The organism is Rhizobium sp. T1470 (genome assembly GCF_042140505.1).
Lineage (GTDB): Bacteria > Pseudomonadota > Alphaproteobacteria > Rhizobiales > Rhizobiaceae > Rhizobium > Rhizobium favelukesii.
Window position 1 is genome coordinate 1,452,961 of record NZ_CP148092.1, and the last position, 22,015, is coordinate 1,474,975.

A 22,015-nucleotide genomic window follows, 5' to 3' on the forward strand; every position below is an offset into this window, starting at 1 on the left:
GATTATTAGTGATCTTCGTTTAATAGGACTATTCAAATGATCTCACGCCTATGTGATAGCCGATTGGACGTTCGGTCCATACACTCTTGTACAAATGCCACGGGGACAGTTGTCTTCGCTTTGCCAGCACGAATTTCTAGGCGAGCTAAATCTCCGGCCAAACCACAGGCGATTCCGATTGATAATCTCCGCTGACCGCTCGGCATCTGTTCAGATAGTCGATTGCCAGCCAGCCAGACATACCGTCGAAAGGTCGGATATAACCTGCGGTTATTGCTGGAATTCCGTGCCACTGACCCTCATTGGGATCGGCTTGATGTCGATTATTCCATCGCCGGACTTATGAGCGGAATCTTCGGCAGTTCCCATCCCCATCGACCGTAACCCGCCACCGCCCGCAGCAGGCTGGGAATAACGCGCTCCTTATCGCGCATGCAGGGCGGTCCGCACTTCGTTCGGAGCCGTGCCCGCAGAGTAGCGAGCACGGCACTGGTATCAGCGGTGCTCGGCCCAGAACTTGGCCAATTCAGCGGAGATGAAATCGGGCTTCTCCTGGAATACCCAGTGTCCGCATTCCTCGATGACGCCACCTCTGGCGGACTCCGCGATTGCCTTGGCGCTTTCGATGCAATGCTCGGCGAACGACGACCGACCGGCCCAAGCAAGCATCGGGACCTTGAGCTTCTTCTTCGCGAGTTCGGCCGTCTGTTCGGCCATCTGCGGAATATAGCCATACAGATTGAGGCTCGAGCGCAGGTTGCCCGGCTGCATCATTTGGGCGGCGTAGGCCTTCACCTCTTCTTCGGGCATGGCCGTCGGGTTGTATGCGAAGTCGCGGAAGAAATGCTTGAGATAGCGCTCCTCACGGCCCTCGATCAGGAACCGAGCCACGTCCATGTTCATGTGGAATGTGAGGTGCCAGTACGTCACACGCGGGTCGACGTAGCCGGGGTAATCCAGTCCGAAGAATGGCGTCTCGATCGTAGAGAGCGAAATCGCTCGGTCGCCCGCCAGATACGCCAGCGAAACAGACGCAGGGCCGCCGAGGTCATGGCTCAGGATGTGAAAGCGCTCAACACCTTCCGCATCCATTAGTTCGATCATGTCCTGAGCCATCGTGTTGGGCTCATACCCGCCGAACTATAGCGCGACGATCAGGATGAGACGCGAGCGACAATCTGGATGAGATTCTTATGTCGCGGTTGGAGCGAAGTTATCATGTTGATTGTCGCTGGCAAGAGTTTCATCGTGTTCTGATTGCCGCTCCGCGACAAGCTGGGAAGAGCTTTTGATTGTCGCGAATGAGGCGGGTCTGCCGCGCTGGCGTTTGGCTTCCATGGCCGAACGCCGCCGGTAGCTTTCGACATTCATCTCGAAGATTGTTGCGTGATGGACAAGTCGGTCCACCGCGGCAAGCGTCATGGCCGGGTCTGGAAAGACGCGGTTCCATTCTCCGAAGGGCTGATTGGCGGTGATCATGATGGAACGCCGCTCATATCTTGCGGAGATGAGTTCGAAGAGCACGCTCGTTTCGGCCTGGTCCTTGGTGACGTAGGCCAGGTCGTCGAGGATGAGAAGATCGAACTTGTCGAGCTTTGCGATGGCGGCTTCGAGCTGAAGCTCCCTCCGCGCGACCTGAAGCTTCTGGACGAGATCGGTCGTGCGGGTGAAGAGCACGCGCCAGCCGTTCTCGATTAGCGCGAGGCCGACGGCTGCGGCGAGATGGCTCTTTCCGCCGCCGGGCGGACCGAACATCAGGATATTGGCGCCTTTGGCGAGCCAGCTATCGCCGGCTGCAATCGCCATGACCTGGGCCTTGGAGACCATGGGAACAGCGTCGAAGGCGAAGCTGTCGAGCGTCTTTCCGGGTGGCAGGTGGGCCTCGGCGAGGTGTCTTTCGATCCTGCGATGGGCGCGTTCGGCCAATTCATGCTCGGCGATGGCCGAGAGGAAACGGGCAGCAGGCCATCCTTCCCGATCGGCCTGCTCGGCAAATTGGTGCCAGAACGTCTTGATCGTCGGCAGCCTCAGTTCGTTGAGCATGATGCCGAGGCGGGCTTCATCGACTGTGTGGATGTTGCTCTTCATGCGACCTCTCCCGCATAGGCCGTGCCGATCAGGGCTTCATAACCATTGAGCGACGCGAGTTGCACATGAACGATCGGCAACTGATCCGGGTCCGGGCTGAAGACCGCTCTCAAAGCCGCCAGATCAGGCAGTTTGTGGGCGTCGAGCGTTTTGGCAAGCTCCTCGGCCAGTTCACGCTCGCAACTGCGATCGTGAGCCAAGGCAAGCAGTTCCACGGTGATCTTGCAAGCCTGCCGCTCGGGCAGTTGCTCGATGAGCGCGTCGAAAGTCCTGCGATATTCCGGCCTGGGGAAGAGCTTGTCGCGATAGACGAGCCCCAAAAGCGCCATCGGCTTTTTGCGCAGGGAATGAATGACGTGATGATAGTTGACGACTTGATCGTGCTTGCCACTCGCATGGGCGCGGCCTCGGGGTAATGTCAGCAGATGCGTGCCGCCGATGAAGACGTCGAGGCGATCGTCGAACAGACGCACCCGCAGCCGGTGGCCAATCAGACGGGAAGGCACGGTGTAGAAGACCTTGCGCAAGGCGAAGCCGCCGGTGCTCGATACGGTGACGATGACCTCTTCGAAGTCGGTGGTGCGACGATCGGGAAGAGCTTGCAGATGCGTGCGCTCGGCATCGATGCGCTTGCCATGTGCGGCATTGCGGCGGCTGACGATCTCATCGATGAAGGCGCGATAGGATCCGAGGTCGCCAAAGTCCCTGGTTCCGCGCATCAGCAGAGCATCGCGGATCGCATTCTTGAGATGGCCGTGGGAACTTTCGATCGAGCCGTTCTCGTGCGCGACGCCCTTGTTGTTGCGCGTCGGCGTCATGCGATAATGGGCGCACAGTTCGTCGTAGCGATGCGTCAGATCGACCTTGGCGTCGGCATCGAGGTTGCGGAAGGCGGCCGATAAGCTGTCGCTGCGATGATAGAGCGGCGAACCGCCAACCGACCACAGGGCGTTCTGCAGCCCCTCGGCCAGAGCGACGAAGCTCTCTCCACCCAGGATGACATGGGCATGCTCGAAGCCCGACCAGACCAGCCGGAAGTGATAAAGCAGATGATCGAGCGATTGGCCGGCGATCGTCACGCCGAGGCTGCCCATGTCGGTAAAATCCGACAGTCCTAACCGACCGGGTTCGTGCATCTGACGGAAGATCACTTCCTGCTCCTGACCGTGAACAGCCCGCCATGATCGGATACGACGCTCAATCGTACGGCGAACACCTTCTGACAGCTCTGGATGACGCCGCAGCATCTCGTTGTAAACGGCGACCGCTCGGATGCCGGGCGCGGCCTTGAGGAGCGGAACAACCTCGGCGTCGAAGATGTGCTCAAGGGGATCGGGGCGACGCCGGTCGCGCGGCGGCTTGGTCTGCGATGGAAGACGCGCATCCTTCTCGATGCGGTAAGCCGTCGCCCGGCTGATCGACGCCTTGGCGGCAGCGACCTCAATGGGGTTGTTTTGTCGGTACTTCATAAAAAGCCTCGTCTGATGATCGGTTACATGGCGACCCGGCACAAAGGTGATTCTCCATTCTCAGAAAATCACCGACGCTACCGGGCCAACCGCGATCATGAGACGCCGAAAAATTGCGCCGCGGCGGGGGTGTAACTCCAGTCGGGCTACGCCCTCCCTTCGTCACACCCCCGCCGCCGAGTCTCATCCTGATTGACGCTGAGTCTCACCTTGTTTGTCGCCGCGCACGCCGAACGGTTTGTCACTGTCCGCAAAGCCGCGGAGGTCGGGCGAGATGAAGGTATAGCGGTCGCCAAGACGCTCGATGATCGAAAGGTATTCGCGGCTGTTTTCCGGCCAGCCGTGCATGCTGAGGACAACGGGACCCGAGCCCGACTTGATGTAATGAATGTTCACGCCGTTGCAGAGCGCGCGCTTGTGCTCAATGGGAAATGGGAAGGTAGTCATGGTTCTCTCCGTTGATTGCTTTCGCGAGCGGCGTTCCGCGACGCCGACAGAGCACCAGCATTGGGGTCTGCGTTGCTACAAACGGAGGTCTGTGGTTCTTGCTCGCGCACCTTTGGTAACCTTCGGGCACGGGCGTTGAAATTGAACGCTGGTATTGGTCCATCATACCCGCGTATGAGTGCGCGACTCCGATTGCCATCAGCGCCAGCGATACAGGAAGACAAACTACGCAGTTGTCCTTGAAGGGAAGCTCGCGGCGGCCCCGATTGCAAAGGTGGTTAGGTACTGTCAGGCGGCGAGAAGAAACAGTTCACGTCGTTTTCCGTCGGATGAAGGCAGATATGATACTGGCCATCTCCGGAGGGGATTTCGTCCCCATACGGAATGAAGAACAGGTGTGGTATTGTCGCGAGGTGGTGCCCGCATGCAGGAAGACGGAAAAGCCGCGAGGCCCTCGGCTGATGTCCTGAGTGGGAATGGCCTCACAATCTCCAACCAAACCGTGAGCGTTGCAGCACGCCGGAGGATAGGTCCAGCCGCTCTTCGCTTGATGGGCGTCGGTTCGAACGATAGTACAGACCGAGATCGCCCCGAGTGTGATCAGGGATACTGTTGATGTGGCGAGTGTCATAGCATACCTCCTTAGAGGCAGCCCCTCGAAAAACGCCGGGAGGTTGCGCACTGATTACCAAAACGCGCGATCTTTTCCGATACCTCGATTATTTGTTTTTGCTACCGGCCTGAAGGGCTATCGCCGTGATGCGTGGAGGCACATGGGAGGCGGGTCGAACATCGGCGCTATCACGGTACTCCTCGGCTGCGTGGAAGTGAAATTAAACTTCTGCTGCGCCGACCGCACGGATGGGACCTCCGTGCTCCGCCAGGTGGCAAAACCATCCTGCTGTGCTCCATCGAGAAGCAACCCATCGGGGTGAGTAGGCGTCGAAACTCCGAAAAGTCTCCGAGTGCCTCTTTGCAAAGCGAAGCGTTGAAGCAAAGTTTGATATTCCACATTTAGGTTAGTGGCTGAGCCGGATACCCCAGCCCCTAACCTAAATGTGGAATCGCTCAAACTTTACAGATCTCACCTCTTTTGGCCCCGAAGCCGCCCCACATCCCACATCCGGAAGGACCGCAATGGGTGGAACCATGCCATCCAACCAAGCACCTCGTAACGTCGGGATTATATGCGCGGGCCGCCCACTCGGCTCCAATGCTACGCATTCGGACAGGCGGAGCGGCGTCGCGATCCATTTCATAGCTTCCGGCGCAGAGCGGAGAACCGGCCATGCGCATAGGTTTCGATCACACGCTCCCACCATCCGATCATTTCTCAAATCTGCCGAAATTTTGCGACCTGAGCCGTTCTGGACATGCCCTCAGCCTCCAAACTGTGGTAGAATGACCGATCGGAAATGCAATCGAAGGGGGAAACCGCATGGATATGCGGGCGGGTCAGGTGTTTGCCATCAACGGCGCTATTGCCGCTCGTCACTTCTCCGCGACATTCGAGCAACGATACTTGCGCTTCTTGCGGCCATCGCCATGCCTTGACAGTGCGAGATTGGAGGGCGGCGCATCGCCTACGGTCGCCTGATTGTAGACATCGCACTCACCGTCGAGCGGCCCGCCAACGAAGCATCAGTAGGAGGACCAACCATGAAGCTGCGATCCCTCAGCGTACGCCATATCGGCGCGCTTATGATTTCCCTATCTGCTTTCGTGCTGATGACTTCAGCCACATTGTCCGAAGAAAACAAGTTCTTCATCAAGCCGGTGGTTGAGAAGAAGGTCACAGAGCTGCCGTCGGGGCCGTTGTACTGGGGGCTGGAGAATTTCCCGACGCTGAAGCAGGCTCAGGACGCGGCGGGTCCGACCTCGCTTGCAGCGGAAGTTGCGGACAAGACCTGGCTGTTCACGCTCGGCCCGAAGGGTGGATCGACAACAGGCGGAACCAAGGTCATCGAGATCGGCCCCCTTCCGCCGGTCAGCGCGAGCGAGTATTTGCTGCGCGTCAATCACGCAGGTGGAGCCCCCGGCACCAAGACGCCAATCCATACGCATCCGGGATCCGAGGCATTCTATGTGCTGGCCGGCAAGCTCGGTCAGAAAACCACCCACGGCGTGACCTATACTGAAGCCGGCATGACCATGACCGGACACGGGGCCGGCACGCCGATGGAGGTGTTCAACGCCGGCACAACCGATCTCGATGAGCTGGCCATCTTCGTGGTGGACGCCAATCGGCCGTTTTCCTCGCCGGCCACCCTCGACTGAGCGACGTGACGATGGCCAAGGGAGGTAGTTTTCCCCAGGCTGTAGCAATCGCCCGTGAGGCTCATTGAATAGCCATCCTGACGTTGCATCTCGCATCGCATGTAGGCTGTCTTGTCACCGTCGAGCGGCGACATTCAGGGACCCCAGTCGGGCCATCCGCAAGCTCACAAAGCTATGGCGGCCGATCAAGCAGCATCGGTCGCTGGCCATGCGGCGCTGGCAGATCAGACCGCCGGGGTATGCGGGTGGCGGGATTGCTTGAAGCCGACCAAGGCAGCAGATTAAGGACATACCAAGGCGGACTTGCAAGCCAATGTCCTATACGAGTCCGAGAGCGTTTCCGGGATAGCTTTTGCTTTTTGGCGCACAGTTGCCATCGGGATTCAGGAAAAATCTCCTGCGCAGGAAAAGGCCCGTCATGCGGCGTTGAAACGTTTATCGCTACAGGTGACCCTGCAATTCCACATTTAAGTTAGTGGCTGGGCCGGATACCGGGGCCCTAGTCGTGAGGTTCAACCTCCAGAGGGAGCAGCAAACGCGTGGCTATTGGAAGGAGAGCCAAGTGCACTTGCTGTACCCTTTGTTGCCTCTCCATGCGCGTGGCACAACTATACCTCTGGATGATTGCGGCGCGTCGGATGCAGCCTATGCTCTTGGGATTCGAATTTAAGGCCGTGCTGTTTACCGATGCTGCAATCGTTTCCTCTAAAGTCGTCTCATCGCGCCGCGCTGGTTGACCCGTTTCACCGGCCTGTGACGTACCTGCGTGTCTCCGTCACCGATCGCTGCGATTTGCGTTGCACCTACTGCATGGCCGAGCACATGACTTTCCTGCCTAAACAGGAATTGCTTACGCTCGATGAGCTTCACCGAGTGTGTTCCGCCTTCATCGCCAAGGGCGTGCGCAAGCTCCGGCTGACCGGCGGCGAGCCGCTTGTGCGTAAGAACATCATGTATCTGGTGCGCGAACTCGGCAAGCAGATCGGCTCCGGCCTCGACGAACTAACTCTGACCACCAACGGCTCGCAGCTCGCCCGCTTTGCCAACGAACTCTACGATAGTGGCGTGCGGCGCATCAACGTCTCGCTCGACACGCTCGATCCCAACAAGTTTCGTCAGATCACCCGCTGGGGTGATGTCCAGAAAGTGATGGACGGTATCGAGGCAGCGCAGCAGGCTGGCCTCAAGATCAAGCTCAACGCGGTGGCGCTGAAGGATTTCAACGATAGCGAAATGCCCGAGATGATCCGCTTCGCGCATAGCCGCGGCATGGATCTGACCGTCATCGAGACCATGCCCATGGGCGAGATCGAGGAAGACCGGACCGATCGCTACCTGCCGCTGTCGAAGCTCAGGGCCGATCTCGAAGAACAGTTCACCTTCTCCGACATCGGCTACCGCACCGGAGGTCCGGCCCGCTACGTCGCGGTCAAGGAGACCGGTGGCCGGCTCGGCTTCATCACCCCGATGACGCATAATTTCTGCGAAAGCTGCAATCGCGTGCGGCTGACCTGCACCGGGACGCTCTACATGTGTCTTGGCCAGAACGACGCCGCCGACCTGCGCGCCGCCGTGCGCGTCACCGCTGACGATGGGCCGCTCTATGCGGCGATCGACGAGGCAATCTCACGCAAGCCCAAGGGCCACGACTTCATCATCGACCGCACCCACAATCGGCCCGCCGTCGCCCGCCACATGAGCGTCACCGGCGGGTGACGTCCGCAGGTGGGATTGAAGCGGCTTCAGACTAAACTTAGGGCTTATCCCGTTCGTACAGGTGTCAACTACATCTAGCGTTCATGCACAACGTGTCTCTCCTGCTCGGCTATACAGGCAGCACGAGCGAAAGACTGTTTCCAACGCGTCCGCCGTCGCTGAAGACGTTAACCTCGGATTTTGCCGATGACGACGCGTGTGCCGTGTACCCAGCGAAAGAAGCGGTGGCGGAACGGATTCAGATGCCCGAGGTGCGGCGGGGACCGCGCCTAGCGGCTGGAGGCGCTCGGTGGGTGGGGAGTGCCAAGACGTTGGGGTGGACGGCGATGCGAAACGAATGAGGACAGGTTGCGGTCACCAAAACTCGCTGATCGCTGGACCAATCGGGAAAGAGCGGCCAGCATTGCCGCCACGGCGGTATATTCATCCGCAACAGCTTTCATCAAAAAACGGGCTGGTTATCCCTGTCATATCCCGCCCGAACTGAGAACCTGGCAAGCCTCAAGACGGGTCGACTATGCCAACCACTCTGCCGACGATTTCATCGACCGTATCTGCATCAAGCGTGTCAACGTGACGTGCCGTTTTTTGCTGAACAAGGGACACGATGTCGAAGCTCCTGACGTGGTTGCAGAGCGCAACTCCGTTGGTTTCATGCCCCGTGATATTCACGGCCATCCCAGCTTTCCGAGCAAATTGACCGCCTGTCGTGATGACGACGGTCAAGCACATGCCAAGAACGTTGACCTGACGAGGTGAAATTACCACGCAACGACGTGTGTCTCGCGTCTCATTCCCAACAACTGGATTGAGGTCAATGAGAAAGACGTCACCGCGCTTAGGAATATTACTCCGCACCATTAAAGAATTTCATTCGCTACAGGAGCGCCAGAGTCCCATCCGGCAGCATGCTTGCTCAGCGCGATCATCTCGTCGGACCCTTCAAGTAGCTCAGCAAGGGTGTATCTCTTCTTTGGCTTCAGCGGCGTCGCGACCAGGGAACCCTTGTCCACGACTAATGTGAGTTCGGCCCCAACGTCCACGCCGAGCATCTTTAAAAGCGCAGGGGGAATGCTAAATACCGCAGCACCGCCCTGGCGGCGAATCTTGGCTGTATTGGACATATGATCACCTCTTTATTGTGCTACATATATAGCACTTTCTATAAGCTCGCAAGGTCTCGGGTTGAGCTTTCCAGAGTGCCGTCCTGTAACGATTTCTAATCGACAAAGATATCCGAACTACCCTGGTTTCCACGCCGTACCCGGGGCCAGTGTGCCCGATCCCCCGGAGACCCACTTTGGGCGGCCTAGATATGGTGTTCACCCGTGAGAACGGGATAAGCCTTCTAAACTTCCTGAAGCCGCGCGCTATCAAGCAGCGATGGGGGTGATCAACCTTCTGCCTTTGAAGAAGGCCTCGAGATTCGAAACCAGTTGATCCAGCAGTTTCGGCAATACCGTCGTTGTCGCCCCAGCAGAATGCGGTGTCAGGACGACGTTCGGAACATCGCGCCACTTCACTGGGTCAGTTGGTTCTTGCTCGAAAACGTCCAGCGCAGCTCCTGCAATCTTCCCGGATCGTAGTCGTGCAATCAACGCGTCTTCATCGACCAAGCTCCCCCGTGCGACGTTCACTAAGAGCCCACCCATGTATTCGAACTCCATCGCGTTGGCGAAAAAAACCGTCTCCGTAGGAGGAGACGGTTTTCGCGGATCGCTCCGCATTCGTGGGGAGGGGGAAGCACCCACGATCTGCCGCGGGCCGTCAGATGACCGCCGCGGGCCTCGGTCTTGGGAAGCAAGGCAAGGGAATTTCTATCGATCTTTGGAGATTGGCGGAATCATACCTGGGTATGGTCCGCCTCGACGATCGGATGATGTTCCCTGTCGTGTTGAATGCGGAACACTAAATGTGAAGGTCGCTCCCCTGTCGGAGCTTTCCACCAAGTGGATCGCTCCACCGTGTGCTTCCAGAATCGTGCGGGAGATTGCCAATCCCATCCCCATCCCACTTTGCTTTGTGGTGAAGAAAACATCGAAAAGCCTGTCGGCGTGGTTGCCGACGCCTGGCCCGTTGTCTTCGACCGCCACGGTGACGCGATCATCGTCGTGCGTAGATGTGAGGCGAATGTACCTCGGTCCTGGGCATGAACTCACCGCTTGGGCAGCGTTGACAACAAGATTGATGAGAACTTGCTGGAGTTGCACACGATCGCCAATGACGGATGGAGCCGTGTCGTCTAGTCGAGTTTCGATTTCCGCCCCAAAGTTCACGACTTGCCGCCGGACGATGAGCAAGGTGTCTTCGATCATCCGATTGATATCGAAGGAGGTGGTCGCTGGCGTGGCCTTCACAGCCAAGCTCTTAGTCTTGGCGATCACATCGGACGCGCGCCTGCTTTCTGAAACCATTCGGTTGATGGCGGCTCTTGCTTCGTTGAGGTTCGGTTCGTCCTTCGCGAGCCAGCGCAAAGCGCCGTTGCCGTCGGCGGCGATGGCTGCCAGAGGCTGGTTGACCTCATGCGCTATCGAAGCCATCAGTTCGCCCAACAACGCTACGCGCGCGGCGTGAGCTAGCTCGGTTTGCGCTTTTGCTAGCTCTTGTTCCTTTGTCACGCGAGCACGGATGTCGGTCGTGCCGATTGTCACGGTGGTGGCATCCGGATCCTTCTTCACGAACGTACACGTCAACAGGACGTCGAGCTTGTCGCCAGCCTCGGTCCGCATCACGGTCTCGATTTCGAAGAATGGCTCGCCGGCGAGGAACGCGCATAGCTGCTGGGCAAATGATTGGAGGCTTTCGTCCGGCCACCATTGCCCAAATGGCTGGTCCATCGCGCTTTTTACGTCGACATCGAAAAGCTGGCAGGCCTTCTGATTAAGGTGAACGACAGGCAGCGCGTCGAGCAACTGCCGAACTCGCCGAGGATCGGTCCGGGCTGCTTGGCCAAGTGCTTCGGCATCCGTGATACTGAGTTGGGTCAGAAGGCCGGGCAGCTTCGCGTAGTCTACAACCCAGAAGCCAGCAGCGGTGCTGTCAAACACACTGTGATATCGTTGATGAAGCACTGCGACGTCGAAGGTAAGGATGTAGAGGCCGTCGAACCCGGATGGCCCCATTTTGGGAGTGTAGGTTACCGCTGCGTCTCTGAACGAGCCATTCCGCATCGGCACCGGAATCTCGAAGTATGAGGTTTCGCCGCGCCGCGCCCGGGCGAGGTGCGGTGCCCTCGCGGAGAAGTCCTTTTCTCCGATGATGTCCTGCAGGTGCCTCCCGATCATCTCATGGGGCGAGCTGCGATACCAACTATGGTGATACTGATTTGCGAAACGGCAGATCAGGTCGCCGTCAAAGAAGGCAAGGATGCCGGGGACGGCATCCACCATGTCGCGAAGATCGATCGTGAGGGGGATACGCTCTGGCTTCTCGTCGACTGACATCTGAGCTTTCGGTTTGCGGTTTTTGTCTACGCTCTTAGCACAACTCAAGTTTGGTGTGCCATTCTTCGAGTAGGCCCCGATCTATTTCATCCAACAACCAGCGAAGCCTCTGCAGCACGGGACTTGTGCCCTCAAATCTCAGGCTTGATGTCTTCTTTTGCTCGATCCGCCAGCGTTCGCAATTCGGCGAGCGGTCTTTCTCCAACCAAGCTATAGCCAACGCCGGACTTCGCCCACGTCCAGCTTCCGACCTCGCCGTCTATCGTGTCGCTCATCTTGGCCTCCTTGTCGGTAATCATGCGGCGGCCAAGGAGGACCAAGCGGCTTCCCTTATCGTCGTCGTACATGAGCATCATCGCAGGTCCGTGGGTGGTGGGCACCGTCCTGCCTCCCATTAGTCGATAACCTGCGGTCGACAGGTCGGGTATGGCTCTGGCGCTACCTAGAGCACTTTCAGACATTTCGCGAAGGCTATCCATTTCAGATGCTCTCACCTCTACTGGTCTAAGGTGGTCGGGAACGTATGTTCGGTACGATGCCGATCCTTCCTGAGCGAGAGCAACAACGCCCTCCGGAGGAGCGAGAAAAATCCCTCTCGAAACCCAGCCTCCAGTCGCACCGACGGCAAGAAAGAGGGCAGCGGCTGCGGCGTATCGCCATGGCGAAGGCTTCGGTGTCGAAACACTCGATGGGACCATGTGCCTCAGATTGAGGCGAACCGGGATAGGCTCGTTTGCGGTGGGGTCGAGTGCGGATCGCAGAGCCGCCCCATGGTTTCTGTAGGCGGAGACTCGCGCCTTGGCCTCTCGATTGGAGGCGAGGTATTTCTCGACCTCTTCACGCCGCCCTTCCTCAAGCGCGTTGTCCACGTAAGCATGAAGGTCGTCTTCGGTGATCGGTTTCGACATCATTTCACCCTGATCAGGTTTGGACGCCCCCGGGCAACGCGGGGCTTTTCAAGTTGGGCTCTCAATTTCTCGCGGGCTCGTGAAAGCCGCGACATCACCGTGCCGATAGGAACGGACAAGACCTCGGCAGCCTCCGAATACGTCAGGCCCTCGACGGATATCAACAGCAGGATGCTGCGGTGATCTTCGGGAAGGACCTCCAAAGCGGCGAGGACTTCCTTGCTGAAAAGCGTTTCATCTTGGCTCGCTTCCTGGGATTGTTCGGATTCGGGCAGCTCGGTCAGTTGTACTGATCTGCCCCAGCGGCTCCGCCTCCGTAGCTTGTTTACAGCGAGATTGTGCAGGATTGAAAACACCCAGCTACGGGCATTGTCCGCGCGTCGGAGGTTCCAGTTGGCGACAACCTTTTCGAGGCAATCCTGCACCACGTCGTCTGCGGTCTCAACGTCGCCGCATAGGCTGCGCGCATACCGCCTTAGAGCCGGGATCATCGGCTCCACCTGTGAGATCATGTCATCCATCGAAGCACCCGCGGCGCGGACCGCCCCACAAATTGGGCGGTCCGAACGCTCAGTCGTGTTGAACCTGGATCACTTCACCCGGCTTGCCGTCCATGGACGCGGCGACAACCAGGTAGCGGCGGTCGCCCTTGCGGTCCGCATCAACAATCTGACGGATCGGGCCAACAGCATTCACAATCGCGGAGCCCGCGGGGTTGGTCATGAAGTTGGAAAGGCCCTCCAACGTTCCGCTGCCGTCCGGCTTGTCGGAAAGTGCGAGTACATAGGGCTTCTTGGGATCAAGACCGGTTACGGATGCCTGCAGCACCTGTGTCAGGCCCTGGTCGAACAGCGTTACGCTTGTCTCCGAAGACTCCTTTTTGCTTCCAAGATTGAGATGCGTAGCTTGGCCAGCGGTGCCGAGAGGAACGAGATTGTCTTTTCCGTTGCCCTTGGTCACCGCGTTGGGAACGTAGGCAACAGCCTGCGGAGCTTGTCCGATCGGGATCGTTGCGATGACCTTGTTCGTCAAAGTGTCGATAGCGGCAAAAGCGTCCGCATTCTCGAGACCGACGTAGACACGGGTACCGTCACCAGACGGCCAGACACCATGGGGGAGGTTTCCGACTGGGATAGTTGCCACTTGATCGAACGTCTCGGTATTGAAGACCTTGACCTGGTTTAAGCCGCCTACAGTGACGTAGGCAAAAGAGCCGTTCTTGTTATTCACCAGATTGACGTGGTTGGTGATCGGGCCGGTGTCGATGGTCTTGATCAGATCAAATGGGGCCTGAGCGTTAAATACTTGCGTTTTGCCGACATCCTTGAGCGTGAACCAAACTTGCTTGCCGTCCGGCGAGGCGGCGATGTTCGGGCAGAAGGGGCTGGCTTGCTTTACGTGTCCCACAATCTGGTGGTCTGCAACTGAGACAACGACAGTCTCGGGATTGAACGAAGAGCAGATGTAGCCAAGCTTGCCGTCCGGCGAGAAAATCTGCATTCCCGGCCCCGCCGGAACCTTGATCCGCGTCTTCTCTTCGAAAGAGTGGGCATCGATGACTGAGATGTAGTCTTCGCCGCGCACCGTCACCCAAACCTCTTGGCCGTCGGGTGTGAAGAACGCTTCATGTGGGGAGCGGCCGACGTAGGTCGTGTGCTTGACTGCATTCGTTTCCGTATCGATGAACGTGACGGAATTCGAGCCGATCGACACGACGGCAAGCGTCTTGTGATCCGGCGAGAAACCCATGCCATGCACCAAGACTTGCCCCTTGTAGAGCGGACTGAGATTTCCCGGCTGCGGGTCACCGAGCTTGATGACGGCAAGCAGTTTGTTGTCCACCGGGTCGGAAACGGAAACGGTGTTGGAGAACTGCTCGGCAGCATACACGCGGTCGCTATGGCTGATCGGAAGATCAGGGTCCGCGATGCCGGCGGGAGCTTGGCCGGCGAATGCGCTTAGCGCGCTTCCGGCCAACAGAAATGCAGCGATTGAAATACGCATTTTCATAGGAACGTCCTCTACATCTTCATGTCCGGGTCCATGCCCTGCATGGACGCGGCGGGTGTTTCAGCCGGAGCTTGAGTTGGGGCAGGGGCCGAAGGAGGGAGCGGGTCGCCAAGCGCGAGCTTCATCGCAGCAATTTCCTGCTGTTGATCGACGATGATTTCCTGCGCGATCCGCTTGAGTTGCTCGTTTTTTCCGTATTTGAGAACCGCCATCGCCATCTCGATTGCTCCTTGATGGTGAGGCGTCATCATCGCGACGAAGTCCCTATCGACGTCGCCGGTTGGCTGGACTTCCATGTCGCGCATCATCTTGTCCATCGCGGCGTCGTTTTCCGCGAGGTAGGCACTTTCGCCAGATGGCCCCTCCGCAGCGTGGAAATGCTCAGAAGGGTCATGTGCTGAGGCTGGGGCGACCGTGGCCAGGAGAAAGGCGACTGACACCGCTCGTATTCTAGTCGTTCGTTTCATGAGGTATCTCCATTGAGTGGATCAGTGTGGGTCATCCGCGATACCCAGGAGCGCGACAGACGCGATCGCGATCAGTCCAAGGGGCACTTCTGTCGCTGCGTTGATGGCGAGGGGCGATCGGACATTGGTCCTGATGCGGGGAACGAGGACATATCGGTTCACTACGGCCAACGCTGCCATTGCGCCGACGGCGATGACTTTGATGGCGAGTACCGAGCCGTATCGAAAGCTCAGTCCGAAAAGCCGTCCTCCCGCCACCGACCCCGCCGTGGCAAGGCCGCCCGTAATCGCGCCAGCAACGGCAGAGTGACCTACGAGCGAGAACCGTCGCATCGCCGCGGAGACGTCACATCTGGGAACTCCCAGATTCGCAGTCTTGAGGGCGAGCACAAACGGGACCAGAGCACCCAACCATGCGCAGCCGCAAAGGATGTGCACGGCCTCCACGAACTCGATGCCGATCCCCGCACCGTGACCGACGCTCGTCAGTTGATAGAGCATCAAGCCCGCCAAACCGACAACGAGGCGGGGAGATTTGGCGACGACGGCAGTGGCCAAGGCTACGGATGTTATGAGTTCCGTGAGCATCGCATGGCCAACCGACGTTTCCATGAGCAGTGTCTTCCCAAGAGGGAAGTCGACGGCGGAGAGTCCTCCGCCAATCGAAGCGGCCTCAAGCAGGATGGCGGCAACGGTCGTCAGTACCACCGCCGTTGCGGCGAAGGCCGTTGCCGGCCGCATCGTGCGGGTGAGCGATGCCGACAACTCTTTCGCGCTGTCGTGGAGGAACCTGTTTGGTACTAGCGGGGCGAGCGTACTCAAGGCGACACCGTGAAGGAAAACTCGCCCGATACGGGGTGGCCATCTTGAGACAGCGCTTTCCACTGCACCCGGTACACGCCCGCGGCCAAAGGAAGGACTGGAGAGAAGGTCATGCCATGTTTGTCGTCACTGAAGGTAGTTGGGTTTAACGCAACAATCGAATTCGCGTTGTCGAGGAGCGTCAATTCGGAGAGCGCAGGTTCTACGCCTTCCGAAAACTGGACGCTGATATTCTTGGGCGGCTTCGCTAGCTGCGAACCGTCCATTGGCAAGCTCGCACGGAGATGAGCGTGAGCCCAGGCAGGTCCGCCAACGCCAATGATACAGCAGATTGCGAGGATGACGTTCTGTTGACGGTGGTTCATTTTCAAGTCCGATGCTCATGCGGTTTGAATGGGTAGACATCGGCGGCGAGAAATTATTCCGCGCAAAATTCAATTTTTCTGGGGAGTGCCGATGCGCGACCTTGTGCCTACCAAGTCGGCCTACAGTCGCTCTGACGCAACTATACGGAGGTATAGGAGACAACGCCGAGACAATGTTGAGGATGCCGCGCGGGCCGGCGCGCCCCGCACCTGCCGAGCCGGGATAACGCGTCATCTGCGCCCAAGTTTCAGAAAAACTCAAAAAGCATTGACTGGATAAACCATGCCAACACCTCTCGTCTTCTTCGTCGTGGTTGCCTTTGTTTGGCGCATCTCGACCGTCGTCATTTCGTCCATCAACGAGAAAGCTCTCAAAGCATCCGGGGCGCGCGAGGTAGGCGCTGCCAACAGCATCTTCCTCGCGGTATCGCATCTAATTTTCTACGTGGTGGCGACCGTGGAGGGAGCGAGAGCGACCGAGCTTAATTCGACAGTTTCCCTCGCAGGCGTTGCTATCTACCTATTTTCGGCGCTCGCTCTGATCTCGGTACTGTATTCGCTCGGCCCGCTTTGGACGGTAAAGATTATCATTAATCAGAGGCACCCCTTCGTACGCACTGGTCTGTTCCGTTGGGTGAGGCATCCAAACTATTTCGTCAGCATTATTCCGGAACTCGTGGGATTCGCCCTCGCATTGAACGCGTACTGGACCCTGATTATTGGTCTTCCGCTTTACTGTGTCCCGTTGTTCATCCGCATCCGGCACGAAGAGGCGGCCATGGTCGAGGCTGTCCCCGGATACAAGTGACCTCCCGCCACCACGTACGAATGGAAGCACGCGGTCGGCGCGATTTGTTCCTTTGTGGCACTTTTGAAACGACGCCTCGCGCACTACCGAAAGGCGCGAGGCAGGCGCACATCCATCGCAGACATCCGCTTTGTTAAAGCGACGTACACAAGAGAGGTCATGAGATGGCAAAGGCGCTTGAGGGCAAGGTTGCTCTAGTTACTGGTGGTGGTCGCGGGATAGGCGCGGCCATCGTGCGACGGCTCGTTGAGGACGGGGCCAAGGTTGCGTTCACGTACTCCAAGTCCGGGGATACGGCCCGGGCTCTGGAAAACGAGCTACGCGTATGGGGAGCTGATGTCCTCGCCGTCGAAGCCGACAGTTCCGATGCCGACAAGGTCACTAAGGCAATCGAACATATCCGGGCTCACTTCGGAAGGCTCGATATCCTCGTCAACAATGCAGGCGTAGCAATTGGCGGCGTGGTCGGAGAAGTTCCGCTGGAGGACTTTGATCGCCAGTTTTCGATCAACGTTCGCGGGCTATTCGTGGCATCCCAGGAGGCTTCCCGATCCATGGCCGATGGCTCCCGGATCATCAACATCGGGAGCGTTGTTGCGGAGCGCGCTGGCTTCCCGGGATACGCGGTGTATGCAGCGTCGAAGGCGGCGGTGGCAGCCCTGACGAAGGGGCTGGCACGCGACCTAGCGAAACGCGGGATTACCGTCAACACGGTACAACCTGGCCCGGTCGTCAGCTCAATGACAGATGGCCTTGAGGACTTAGTGAAGCCCTACGTCGCGCTCGAGCGACTTGGCCGCGGATCAGAAATCGCTTCCCTTGTCGCCTATTTGGCAGGTCCGGAATCGTCGTTTATCACGGGCGCTGCTATTACGGCCGACGGCGGCTTCCTTGCTTGATTAGCGAACACGCGACTCGTTGGGTGCCGACCAGGAAAAGGTGCGCGGTCGGTGGTGCGCGTGCCAGGCATTTCTAAAGAGGCGCGTTTAAGGGACGGCGGGCGAGGCGGACGCTCCGCCGTCCCTTCATTCTTGCGGAATCATATAGCCAATGCCACAAGATTCCATTGTCTGGAATGACTACCTTTAGGTTGCACCTAGAGGGGTTGAGACATGACTGCGATCGTGGCTGAACTGAAGAGAAAATTGGCGGAGCTGGACGCCAGGATCGATCAACTTAGGGCAGACCTGGCGGTCGCTGATGATCAACGGGAAAGCCGTGGTCACGGTAATCGGGGTGTACGATCCAGACGGTGCCAAAGAGGTCGCATAACGGGCGGTGAGAGGTGACCGCTCGACACAAGCGAGGCAGGTGACGGACCGTCTGAAGGAACGCGATCTGCGCCGCGGCATCCTGGAAACCGTACGAGATGGTTCTCTGCCGTCACCGTATGCGAAGGTGACAGACAAAATTGCTTCTTACGCGAAAATGGTAGACATTTCGGTTGACACAAGCTGTTGTGCGGAATTCTATTATGCGAAACTGACAGACAAAAGTGGATCTTATGCGAATCTGAGAGACATTTTGGCTAATGCGATCGCCCTAGGAGAAGAAAATGGCTATTTATTTCACGCCGACAGGTGATGCAGCAGAAGACAAGCGCATATGGAGGCTTCATGCCTCAGGCCGCGTGGAAAAGTTGGCTAACGGAATTTATTACCAGCAGGAAGGAGAGACAAGAGAAGCGGAAATCAGGCGCAACTGGCAACGGCTGGTGGTGAAACTGGTACCGCATGCAGTGATCACTGACAGGACCGGAATAGAAGTGAAGCCGGTAAGACATTCCGATGACGGTCCCTACAACGTATATGTCGTCGCTCCTCGGAGCCGATGGACTTTTGAGTTGCCTGGCCTCTCCATCCATGTCCGGAAAGGCCACGGCCCCGCAAATGGCGACATTCCGTACCTAGGGACGCACCTTGCCGGACAAGAACGGCGACTGCTCGACAACTTGGCATTCTCACGCGCCCGCAAAGGTGAAGGGAGCCGCACCTTGGGAGAAGCGGCGGTGGAAGCGAAGCTTGACGAATTGTGCCGCGCGAACGGCGCTGAATATCTGAACGGCATCCGAGATCGTGCGCGGCATCTAGCGCCCTTGCTCGACCGGGACACCGAATTTCAACGTTTAAACGGGATTATCGGCACCCTGCTCAATACCCACAAGGACAAGATGTTGACCCCTCAAGGCCGCGCTCGGGCCGCCGGGACCGGGACACCAATCGATGTCGCTTGTGTGGAGAGATTCCAGAAGCTCATCACCTACATGGCCGCTCGTGCGCCACAGGCCATACTGAACGCTGACACGAACCCGGACCGACTGATGGCGAGTTCCTTTGTCGAGGCCTATTTCTCGAACTACATCGAGGGAATTGAGTTCGCCGTCGACCAAGCTACGGAAATCGTGTTCGAGGGGAAGATTCCGGACGATCGGCCGGAGGATGGCCATGACGTCCTGGGGACCTACCTGCAACTCGTCGAGCGCGTTGAACGACCTCCGTCGCGCACGAGCTTTGACGAATTCAAGGACGAGATCAGAACACGGCACGGCCGCCTCATGGAAAGCCGTCCTGGCATCAAGCCAGGACAGTTCAAGACGCAGACCAACCGCGGGGGCGACACATCCTTCGTCACTCCCGATCTCCTCGAAGGAACTTTGAGGGAGGGCCACGCCATGATGGCGAGCATCCAGGACCCTTTCCATAGATCGCTCTTCCTTCATTACATGATGGCGGAAGTCCATCCCTTCAATGACGGCAACGGGCGCATCAGCCGCATATTGATGACCCGAGAGCTTCTGTCGGCCAACCTGTCCCGTATCGTCGTACCTACCGTTTTCCGAGATGACTATGTGGATTCGCTGCGCGCTCTTTCGCGACGAGACGAGCCGTCGATCTTCGTCCGATACCTGGAGTTCTGCCAGCGCGTGTCAGCGGCGTGCTCAGCGTCGACGGCCGCAGCGGCCATCGACCTTTGGGCCAAGACCTACGCCTTCTGCGAAGACTCCCGTGAAGCCCGGCTGACGATGCCAAATGCCGCTCTCAAGATCACCAACAGAAATGGCGTCTATGCGCCCGACGACTATTGGCAAGCACTCGCCAACAAGAACGGCTTGGGTCTCTGACTTGGCCTGATCTAAAAAATGGAGCCTTCCCGGCCAGCTGCGAGTGGGATGCACCCCGTGAGTGTTAGCTTTCATTCGTCCGAGAAACTGTCCCCGTGGCATTTTACATAATTCTGCATTCTTGCAGGCAAGTTTCGACGACCTTTTAGTCGGCCTTGCCTACTCCGTCTAAAGCCGACGGCTTCACCAAGACCGTTCCCAGACGTCAGAAGGGGTTACCCGGCTTAATGTGGGGAACGGGGAAATGCTATTTGGCTTCAGTCAACGTGCCCAGATAGCCGACAATGCTCGCACGTTGATCTGCGTTCGGCACGCTAACTGCCATCCGTGTGCCCTTGACCATTTTCGAAGGGCCGCTGATGAACTGATCGAGTGTCGCCGCATTCCAGACGATCCCGCTGGCCTTCATTGCGGAAGAGTACTTGAAGTCGGTCGAACCCGCTGTCCTGCCCACCACACCAAGTAGGTTCGGGCCCGTCGGAGATTGCTTTCCCGGAACAACGGAGTGGCATGTCTGGCAGCGCTGTTTGAAAAGCGTTTCGCCTGCAGCTGCCGCTGCGGCTGCGTTTTGCGCGCCTGCGGACTGGAAGGAAGCTAATACAACGAGTGCAGCTATCGGAATATGACGATTATAGAAGGTCATTTGAATATCCTTTCGGTGTGAGTTTCAGGTTGGGTTGGCGTTGATCGGCAGTCTTCGGACACGTTTCCCAGTCATCCGGAAAATTGCGTTGCAAACTGCCGGTGCGACACCAGGTGCGCCGCCTTCACCGATGCCTTCGATGGGCGCGCCGCTCTCAATGATTTCGGTGGTGAATGTCGGTGTCTCGGCGAGCTTCACTACCTGGTAGGTGTCGAAGTTGCCCTCTTGCACCTTTCCGTCAGCAATGGTGATTTTGCCGTAGAGAGCAGCGCTGAGGGCCCAGATCGCAGCGCCCTCGAGTTGGGCCTTCGCGATGTCCGGTGCGATGACGCGCCCGGGATCGGCCACCGTCCAGATATGGCTGACGCGAATTTCTCCATCCACTGTGACGACTTCGGCCGCCTGTGCGACGAGGCAGTCCTCGCTCTTGTGACTGATCGCAACGCCGATGTGCCTCCCAGCCTTCGCTGCGGTCTTCCATTGACAAAGCTCTCCGAGCCGATCCCAGGCTGCGATCGCGCGCTTGTCGTGCGCCAGATGCTTCCGACGGAATTCGAATGCGTCCTCGCCGAGTTCGGCAACAATCTCGTCAATAAAGCTTTCGATCGCAAAGATCGTTTGGGAGGCCCCAACTGACCGCCACATGCCGGTGCGAATGTGTGTCTCGCTGTCGACCCACCATGCGTCTTGGTGGGGAAAGTCGTAGAGAGGGACAATCGCATCCGCGACTGACGTGTCGTAAGGAAGAATCGCGAAAACCGCTGGGAAGGTCCTCGGAAGTACCGACGGGCTGGCTTGGCGATGGCGGAAGGCCACGAGCTTTCCTTTGGATAGCCCGGCGGAAAGCTCGGACACACCAGCAGGGCGATAAGCGTCGTGTTGGATATCCTCCTCGCGTGACCAGACCAGCTTAACGGGCTTCCCCGGAACGGTTTTGGCGATGGTGACTGCCTGGATCACGCAAGCGCCGTCGAGGTTCCTTGTCCAACCTCCGCCACCGCGGATGTCACCACAATGGAGCCATCAGTGAGAATGGTGAGGTAGTTGATCTTCAAGGGACTCCCGTTCGCCACGGCATCTGCGAATGAGAAGGGAAGTAGCCTTCGATGGTTTTGATCTGCGACCCAACCACTGAATCCACGGGCAGCACGCAGCATCTTGTGGCTGCGCCGTCGATATGGACGGTACATGCGCCGCATTGTGCCATCCCGCAACCGAACTTGGTTCCGGTCAGCCCAAGCTCGTCTCGAAGGACCCATAGCAGCGGCGTATCGCTTTCAACGTCAACTTCGACGTCTCGGCCATTTATGTTGAGCTGGTACATTTCCGACCTCCGCAAGTTCGCAGCTTGAGAGGTTGCGTAGCCCATGAAGCGACCGGTTTAAATTGAACGCGGGGGTAGGGTGCTCATACCCGGGTATGATTGCCACG

The 22,015-nt window shown here is 58.1% G+C and carries 22 protein-coding genes and 2 pseudogenes; 7 read left to right on the forward strand and 17 right to left on the reverse strand.

Translation table 11 applies throughout. From position 1 onward, the window contains the following. Positions 1-495 precede the first annotated feature (495 nt). The 4 genes from WGT02_RS28235 to WGT02_RS28250 form a co-directional block, all read right to left on the reverse strand. Positions 496-1,116 carry an alpha/beta fold hydrolase gene (locus WGT02_RS28235; protein WP_208247739.1) on the reverse strand — a complete coding sequence of 207 codons (621 nt, stop codon included), beginning with the start codon at positions 1,114-1,116 and terminating at the stop codon, positions 496-498. A gap of 75 nt (positions 1,117-1,191) precedes the next feature. Beyond that, complete coding sequence (gene istB / locus WGT02_RS28240) at positions 1,192-2,088, reverse strand: IS21-like element helper ATPase IstB (RefSeq protein WP_208245168.1); 897 nt, start codon at positions 2,086-2,088, stop codon at positions 1,192-1,194. Continuing rightward, positions 2,085-3,557: an IS21 family transposase gene (istA, locus tag WGT02_RS28245; protein ID WP_208245170.1), complete on the reverse strand. Its 1,473-nt coding sequence runs from the start codon at positions 3,555-3,557 to the stop codon at positions 2,085-2,087. The genes istB and istA overlap by 4 nt, the downstream gene beginning before the upstream one ends. 183 nt (positions 3,558-3,740) lie before the next feature. After that, positions 3,741-4,004 carry an alpha/beta fold hydrolase gene (locus WGT02_RS28250; protein ID WP_208247740.1) on the reverse strand — a complete coding sequence of 88 codons (264 nt, stop codon included), beginning with the start codon at positions 4,002-4,004 and terminating at the stop codon, positions 3,741-3,743. A gap of 1,659 nt (positions 4,005-5,663) precedes the next feature. Here WGT02_RS28250 and WGT02_RS28255 point away from each other — a divergent pair. Both WGT02_RS28255 and moaA read left to right on the forward strand, forming a co-directional pair. After that, positions 5,664-6,281: a cupin domain-containing protein gene (locus tag WGT02_RS28255; RefSeq protein WP_208247742.1), complete on the forward strand. Its 618-nt coding sequence runs from the start codon at positions 5,664-5,666 to the stop codon at positions 6,279-6,281. Between the two features lie 687 nt (positions 6,282-6,968). Then, the gene (gene moaA / locus WGT02_RS28260; protein WP_208247745.1) at positions 6,969-7,997 is read left to right on the forward strand and encodes a GTP 3',8-cyclase MoaA; all 1,029 of its coding nucleotides are present in this window, start codon (positions 6,969-6,971) and stop codon (positions 7,995-7,997) included. 501 nt (positions 7,998-8,498) lie between these two features. Here the strand turns inward: moaA and WGT02_RS28265 are convergent. The 4 genes and pseudogenes from WGT02_RS28265 to WGT02_RS28280 form a co-directional block, all read right to left on the reverse strand. Beyond that, complete coding sequence (locus WGT02_RS28265; RefSeq protein ID WP_208247746.1) at positions 8,499-8,858, reverse strand: type II toxin-antitoxin system PemK/MazF family toxin; 360 nt, start codon at positions 8,856-8,858, stop codon at positions 8,499-8,501. Next, positions 8,858-9,121 carry an AbrB/MazE/SpoVT family DNA-binding domain-containing protein gene (locus WGT02_RS28270; protein ID WP_208247748.1) on the reverse strand — a complete coding sequence of 88 codons (264 nt, stop codon included), beginning with the start codon at positions 9,119-9,121 and terminating at the stop codon, positions 8,858-8,860. The genes WGT02_RS28265 and WGT02_RS28270 overlap by 1 nt, the downstream gene beginning before the upstream one ends. Before the next feature lie 249 nt (positions 9,122-9,370). Beyond that, positions 9,371-9,643: pseudogene (locus tag WGT02_RS28275) on the reverse strand (NAD(P)-dependent oxidoreductase); the annotation flags it as partial. 171 nt (positions 9,644-9,814) lie between these two features. Beyond that, complete coding sequence (locus WGT02_RS28280) at positions 9,815-11,365, reverse strand: ATP-binding protein (protein ID WP_225040188.1); 1,551 nt, start codon at positions 11,363-11,365, stop codon at positions 9,815-9,817. Between WGT02_RS28280 and WGT02_RS28285 the strand changes: the two genes are divergently transcribed. Then, entirely contained in the window at positions 11,309-11,437 is a 129-nt protein-coding gene (locus tag WGT02_RS28285; RefSeq protein ID WP_263623134.1) for a hypothetical protein, read from the forward strand. The genes WGT02_RS28280 and WGT02_RS28285 overlap by 57 nt on opposite strands. A 134-nt stretch (positions 11,438-11,571) precedes the next feature. On the opposite strand, the gene WGT02_RS28290 is transcribed toward WGT02_RS28285, so the two are convergent. The 6 genes from WGT02_RS28290 to WGT02_RS28315 all read right to left on the reverse strand — a co-directional run bounded on the left by WGT02_RS28290 (position 11,572) and on the right by WGT02_RS28315 (position 15,913). After that, positions 11,572-11,820 (reverse strand): hypothetical protein, encoded by a 249-nt coding sequence (locus WGT02_RS28290; protein ID WP_375679398.1) that lies wholly within the window; start codon positions 11,818-11,820, stop codon positions 11,572-11,574. Positions 11,821-12,347: 527 nt separating this feature from the next. After that, the gene (locus tag WGT02_RS28295) at positions 12,348-12,869 is read right to left on the reverse strand and encodes an RNA polymerase sigma factor (RefSeq protein WP_208247761.1); all 522 of its coding nucleotides are present in this window, start codon (positions 12,867-12,869) and stop codon (positions 12,348-12,350) included. A 49-nt stretch (positions 12,870-12,918) separates the two neighbouring features. Further along, entirely contained in the window at positions 12,919-14,358 is a 1,440-nt protein-coding gene (locus WGT02_RS28300) for a YncE family protein (protein ID WP_208247763.1), read from the reverse strand. An 11-nt stretch (positions 14,359-14,369) separates the two neighbouring features. Then, positions 14,370-14,825 (reverse strand): DUF305 domain-containing protein, encoded by a 456-nt coding sequence (locus tag WGT02_RS28305; protein ID WP_208247765.1) that lies wholly within the window; start codon positions 14,823-14,825, stop codon positions 14,370-14,372. A 21-nt stretch (positions 14,826-14,846) separates the two neighbouring features. Next, positions 14,847-15,647 (reverse strand): CopD family protein, encoded by an 801-nt coding sequence (locus WGT02_RS28310; protein WP_208247767.1) that lies wholly within the window; start codon positions 15,645-15,647, stop codon positions 14,847-14,849. Beyond that, the gene (locus WGT02_RS28315) at positions 15,644-15,913 is read right to left on the reverse strand and encodes a copper resistance protein CopC (protein ID WP_208247769.1); all 270 of its coding nucleotides are present in this window, start codon (positions 15,911-15,913) and stop codon (positions 15,644-15,646) included. Before WGT02_RS28315 ends, WGT02_RS28310 begins: the two co-directional genes overlap by 4 nt. 382 nt (positions 15,914-16,295) lie before the next feature. On the opposite strand from WGT02_RS28315, the gene WGT02_RS28320 reads away from it, so the two are divergent. From WGT02_RS28320 to WGT02_RS28335, 4 genes are all read left to right on the forward strand, one after another. Continuing rightward, positions 16,296-16,820: an isoprenylcysteine carboxylmethyltransferase family protein gene (locus WGT02_RS28320; protein WP_208247771.1), complete on the forward strand. Its 525-nt coding sequence runs from the start codon at positions 16,296-16,298 to the stop codon at positions 16,818-16,820. 164 nt (positions 16,821-16,984) lie between these two features. After that, complete coding sequence (locus WGT02_RS28325; RefSeq protein WP_208247773.1) at positions 16,985-17,719, forward strand: SDR family oxidoreductase; 735 nt, start codon at positions 16,985-16,987, stop codon at positions 17,717-17,719. Positions 17,720-18,131: 412 nt separating this feature from the next. Further along, positions 18,132-18,404 (forward strand): hypothetical protein, encoded by a 273-nt coding sequence (locus tag WGT02_RS28330; protein WP_208247775.1) that lies wholly within the window; start codon positions 18,132-18,134, stop codon positions 18,402-18,404. Beyond that, positions 18,376-19,941, forward strand: coding sequence for a Fic family protein (locus tag WGT02_RS28335; RefSeq protein ID WP_208247777.1), 1,566 nt, complete (start codon positions 18,376-18,378; stop codon positions 19,939-19,941). Before WGT02_RS28330 ends, WGT02_RS28335 begins: the two co-directional genes overlap by 29 nt. Before the next feature lie 247 nt (positions 19,942-20,188). Here the strand turns inward: WGT02_RS28335 and WGT02_RS28340 are convergent, their stop codons facing one another. The 3 genes and pseudogenes from WGT02_RS28340 to WGT02_RS28350 form a co-directional block, all read right to left on the reverse strand. Then, complete coding sequence (locus tag WGT02_RS28340) at positions 20,189-20,584, reverse strand: cytochrome c family protein (protein WP_208247779.1); 396 nt, start codon at positions 20,582-20,584, stop codon at positions 20,189-20,191. Between the two features lie 24 nt (positions 20,585-20,608). Beyond that, positions 20,609-21,544 carry a molybdopterin cofactor-binding domain-containing protein gene (locus tag WGT02_RS28345; RefSeq protein ID WP_208247781.1) on the reverse strand — a complete coding sequence of 312 codons (936 nt, stop codon included), beginning with the start codon at positions 21,542-21,544 and terminating at the stop codon, positions 20,609-20,611. A gap of 139 nt (positions 21,545-21,683) precedes the next feature. Further along, positions 21,684-21,908: pseudogene (locus WGT02_RS28350) on the reverse strand ((2Fe-2S)-binding protein); the annotation flags it as partial. Between the last annotated feature and the right edge of the window lie 107 nt (positions 21,909-22,015).

Coding starts and splice junctions, on each gene's coding strand:
- WGT02_RS28235 (WP_208247739.1), bottom strand. CDS start 1,116: ATGGCTCAGGACATGATCGAACTAATGGATGCGGAAGGTGTTGAGCGC.
- WGT02_RS28320 (WP_208247771.1), top strand. CDS start 16,296: ATGCCAACACCTCTCGTCTTCTTCGTCGTGGTTGCCTTTGTTTGGCGC.
- WGT02_RS28325 (WP_208247773.1), top strand. CDS start 16,985: ATGGCAAAGGCGCTTGAGGGCAAGGTTGCTCTAGTTACTGGTGGTGGT.
- istA (WP_208245170.1), bottom strand. CDS start 3,557: ATGAAGTACCGACAAAACAACCCCATTGAGGTCGCTGCCGCCAAGGCG.
- WGT02_RS28265 (WP_208247746.1), bottom strand. CDS start 8,858: ATGGTGCGGAGTAATATTCCTAAGCGCGGTGACGTCTTTCTCATTGAC.
- moaA (WP_208247745.1), top strand. CDS start 6,969: ATGCTGCAATCGTTTCCTCTAAAGTCGTCTCATCGCGCCGCGCTGGTT.
- WGT02_RS28315 (WP_208247769.1), bottom strand. CDS start 15,913: ATGGACGGTTCGCAGCTAGCGAAGCCGCCCAAGAATATCAGCGTCCAG.
- WGT02_RS28285 (WP_263623134.1), top strand. CDS start 11,309: ATGGTGATACTGATTTGCGAAACGGCAGATCAGGTCGCCGTCAAAGAA.
- WGT02_RS28255 (WP_208247742.1), top strand. CDS start 5,664: ATGAAGCTGCGATCCCTCAGCGTACGCCATATCGGCGCGCTTATGATT.
- WGT02_RS28335 (WP_208247777.1), top strand. CDS start 18,376: ATGGCTATTTATTTCACGCCGACAGGTGATGCAGCAGAAGACAAGCGC.
- WGT02_RS28295 (WP_208247761.1), bottom strand. CDS start 12,869: ATGGATGACATGATCTCACAGGTGGAGCCGATGATCCCGGCTCTAAGG.
- WGT02_RS28270 (WP_208247748.1), bottom strand. CDS start 9,121: ATGTCCAATACAGCCAAGATTCGCCGCCAGGGCGGTGCTGCGGTATTT.
- WGT02_RS28340 (WP_208247779.1), bottom strand. CDS start 20,584: ATGACCTTCTATAATCGTCATATTCCGATAGCTGCACTCGTTGTATTA.
- WGT02_RS28300 (WP_208247763.1), bottom strand. CDS start 14,358: ATGAAAATGCGTATTTCAATCGCTGCATTTCTGTTGGCCGGAAGCGCG.
- WGT02_RS28305 (WP_208247765.1), bottom strand. CDS start 14,825: ATGAAACGAACGACTAGAATACGAGCGGTGTCAGTCGCCTTTCTCCTG.
- istB (WP_208245168.1), bottom strand. CDS start 2,088: ATGAAGAGCAACATCCACACAGTCGATGAAGCCCGCCTCGGCATCATG.
- WGT02_RS28250 (WP_208247740.1), bottom strand. CDS start 4,004: ATGACTACCTTCCCATTTCCCATTGAGCACAAGCGCGCGCTCTGCAAC.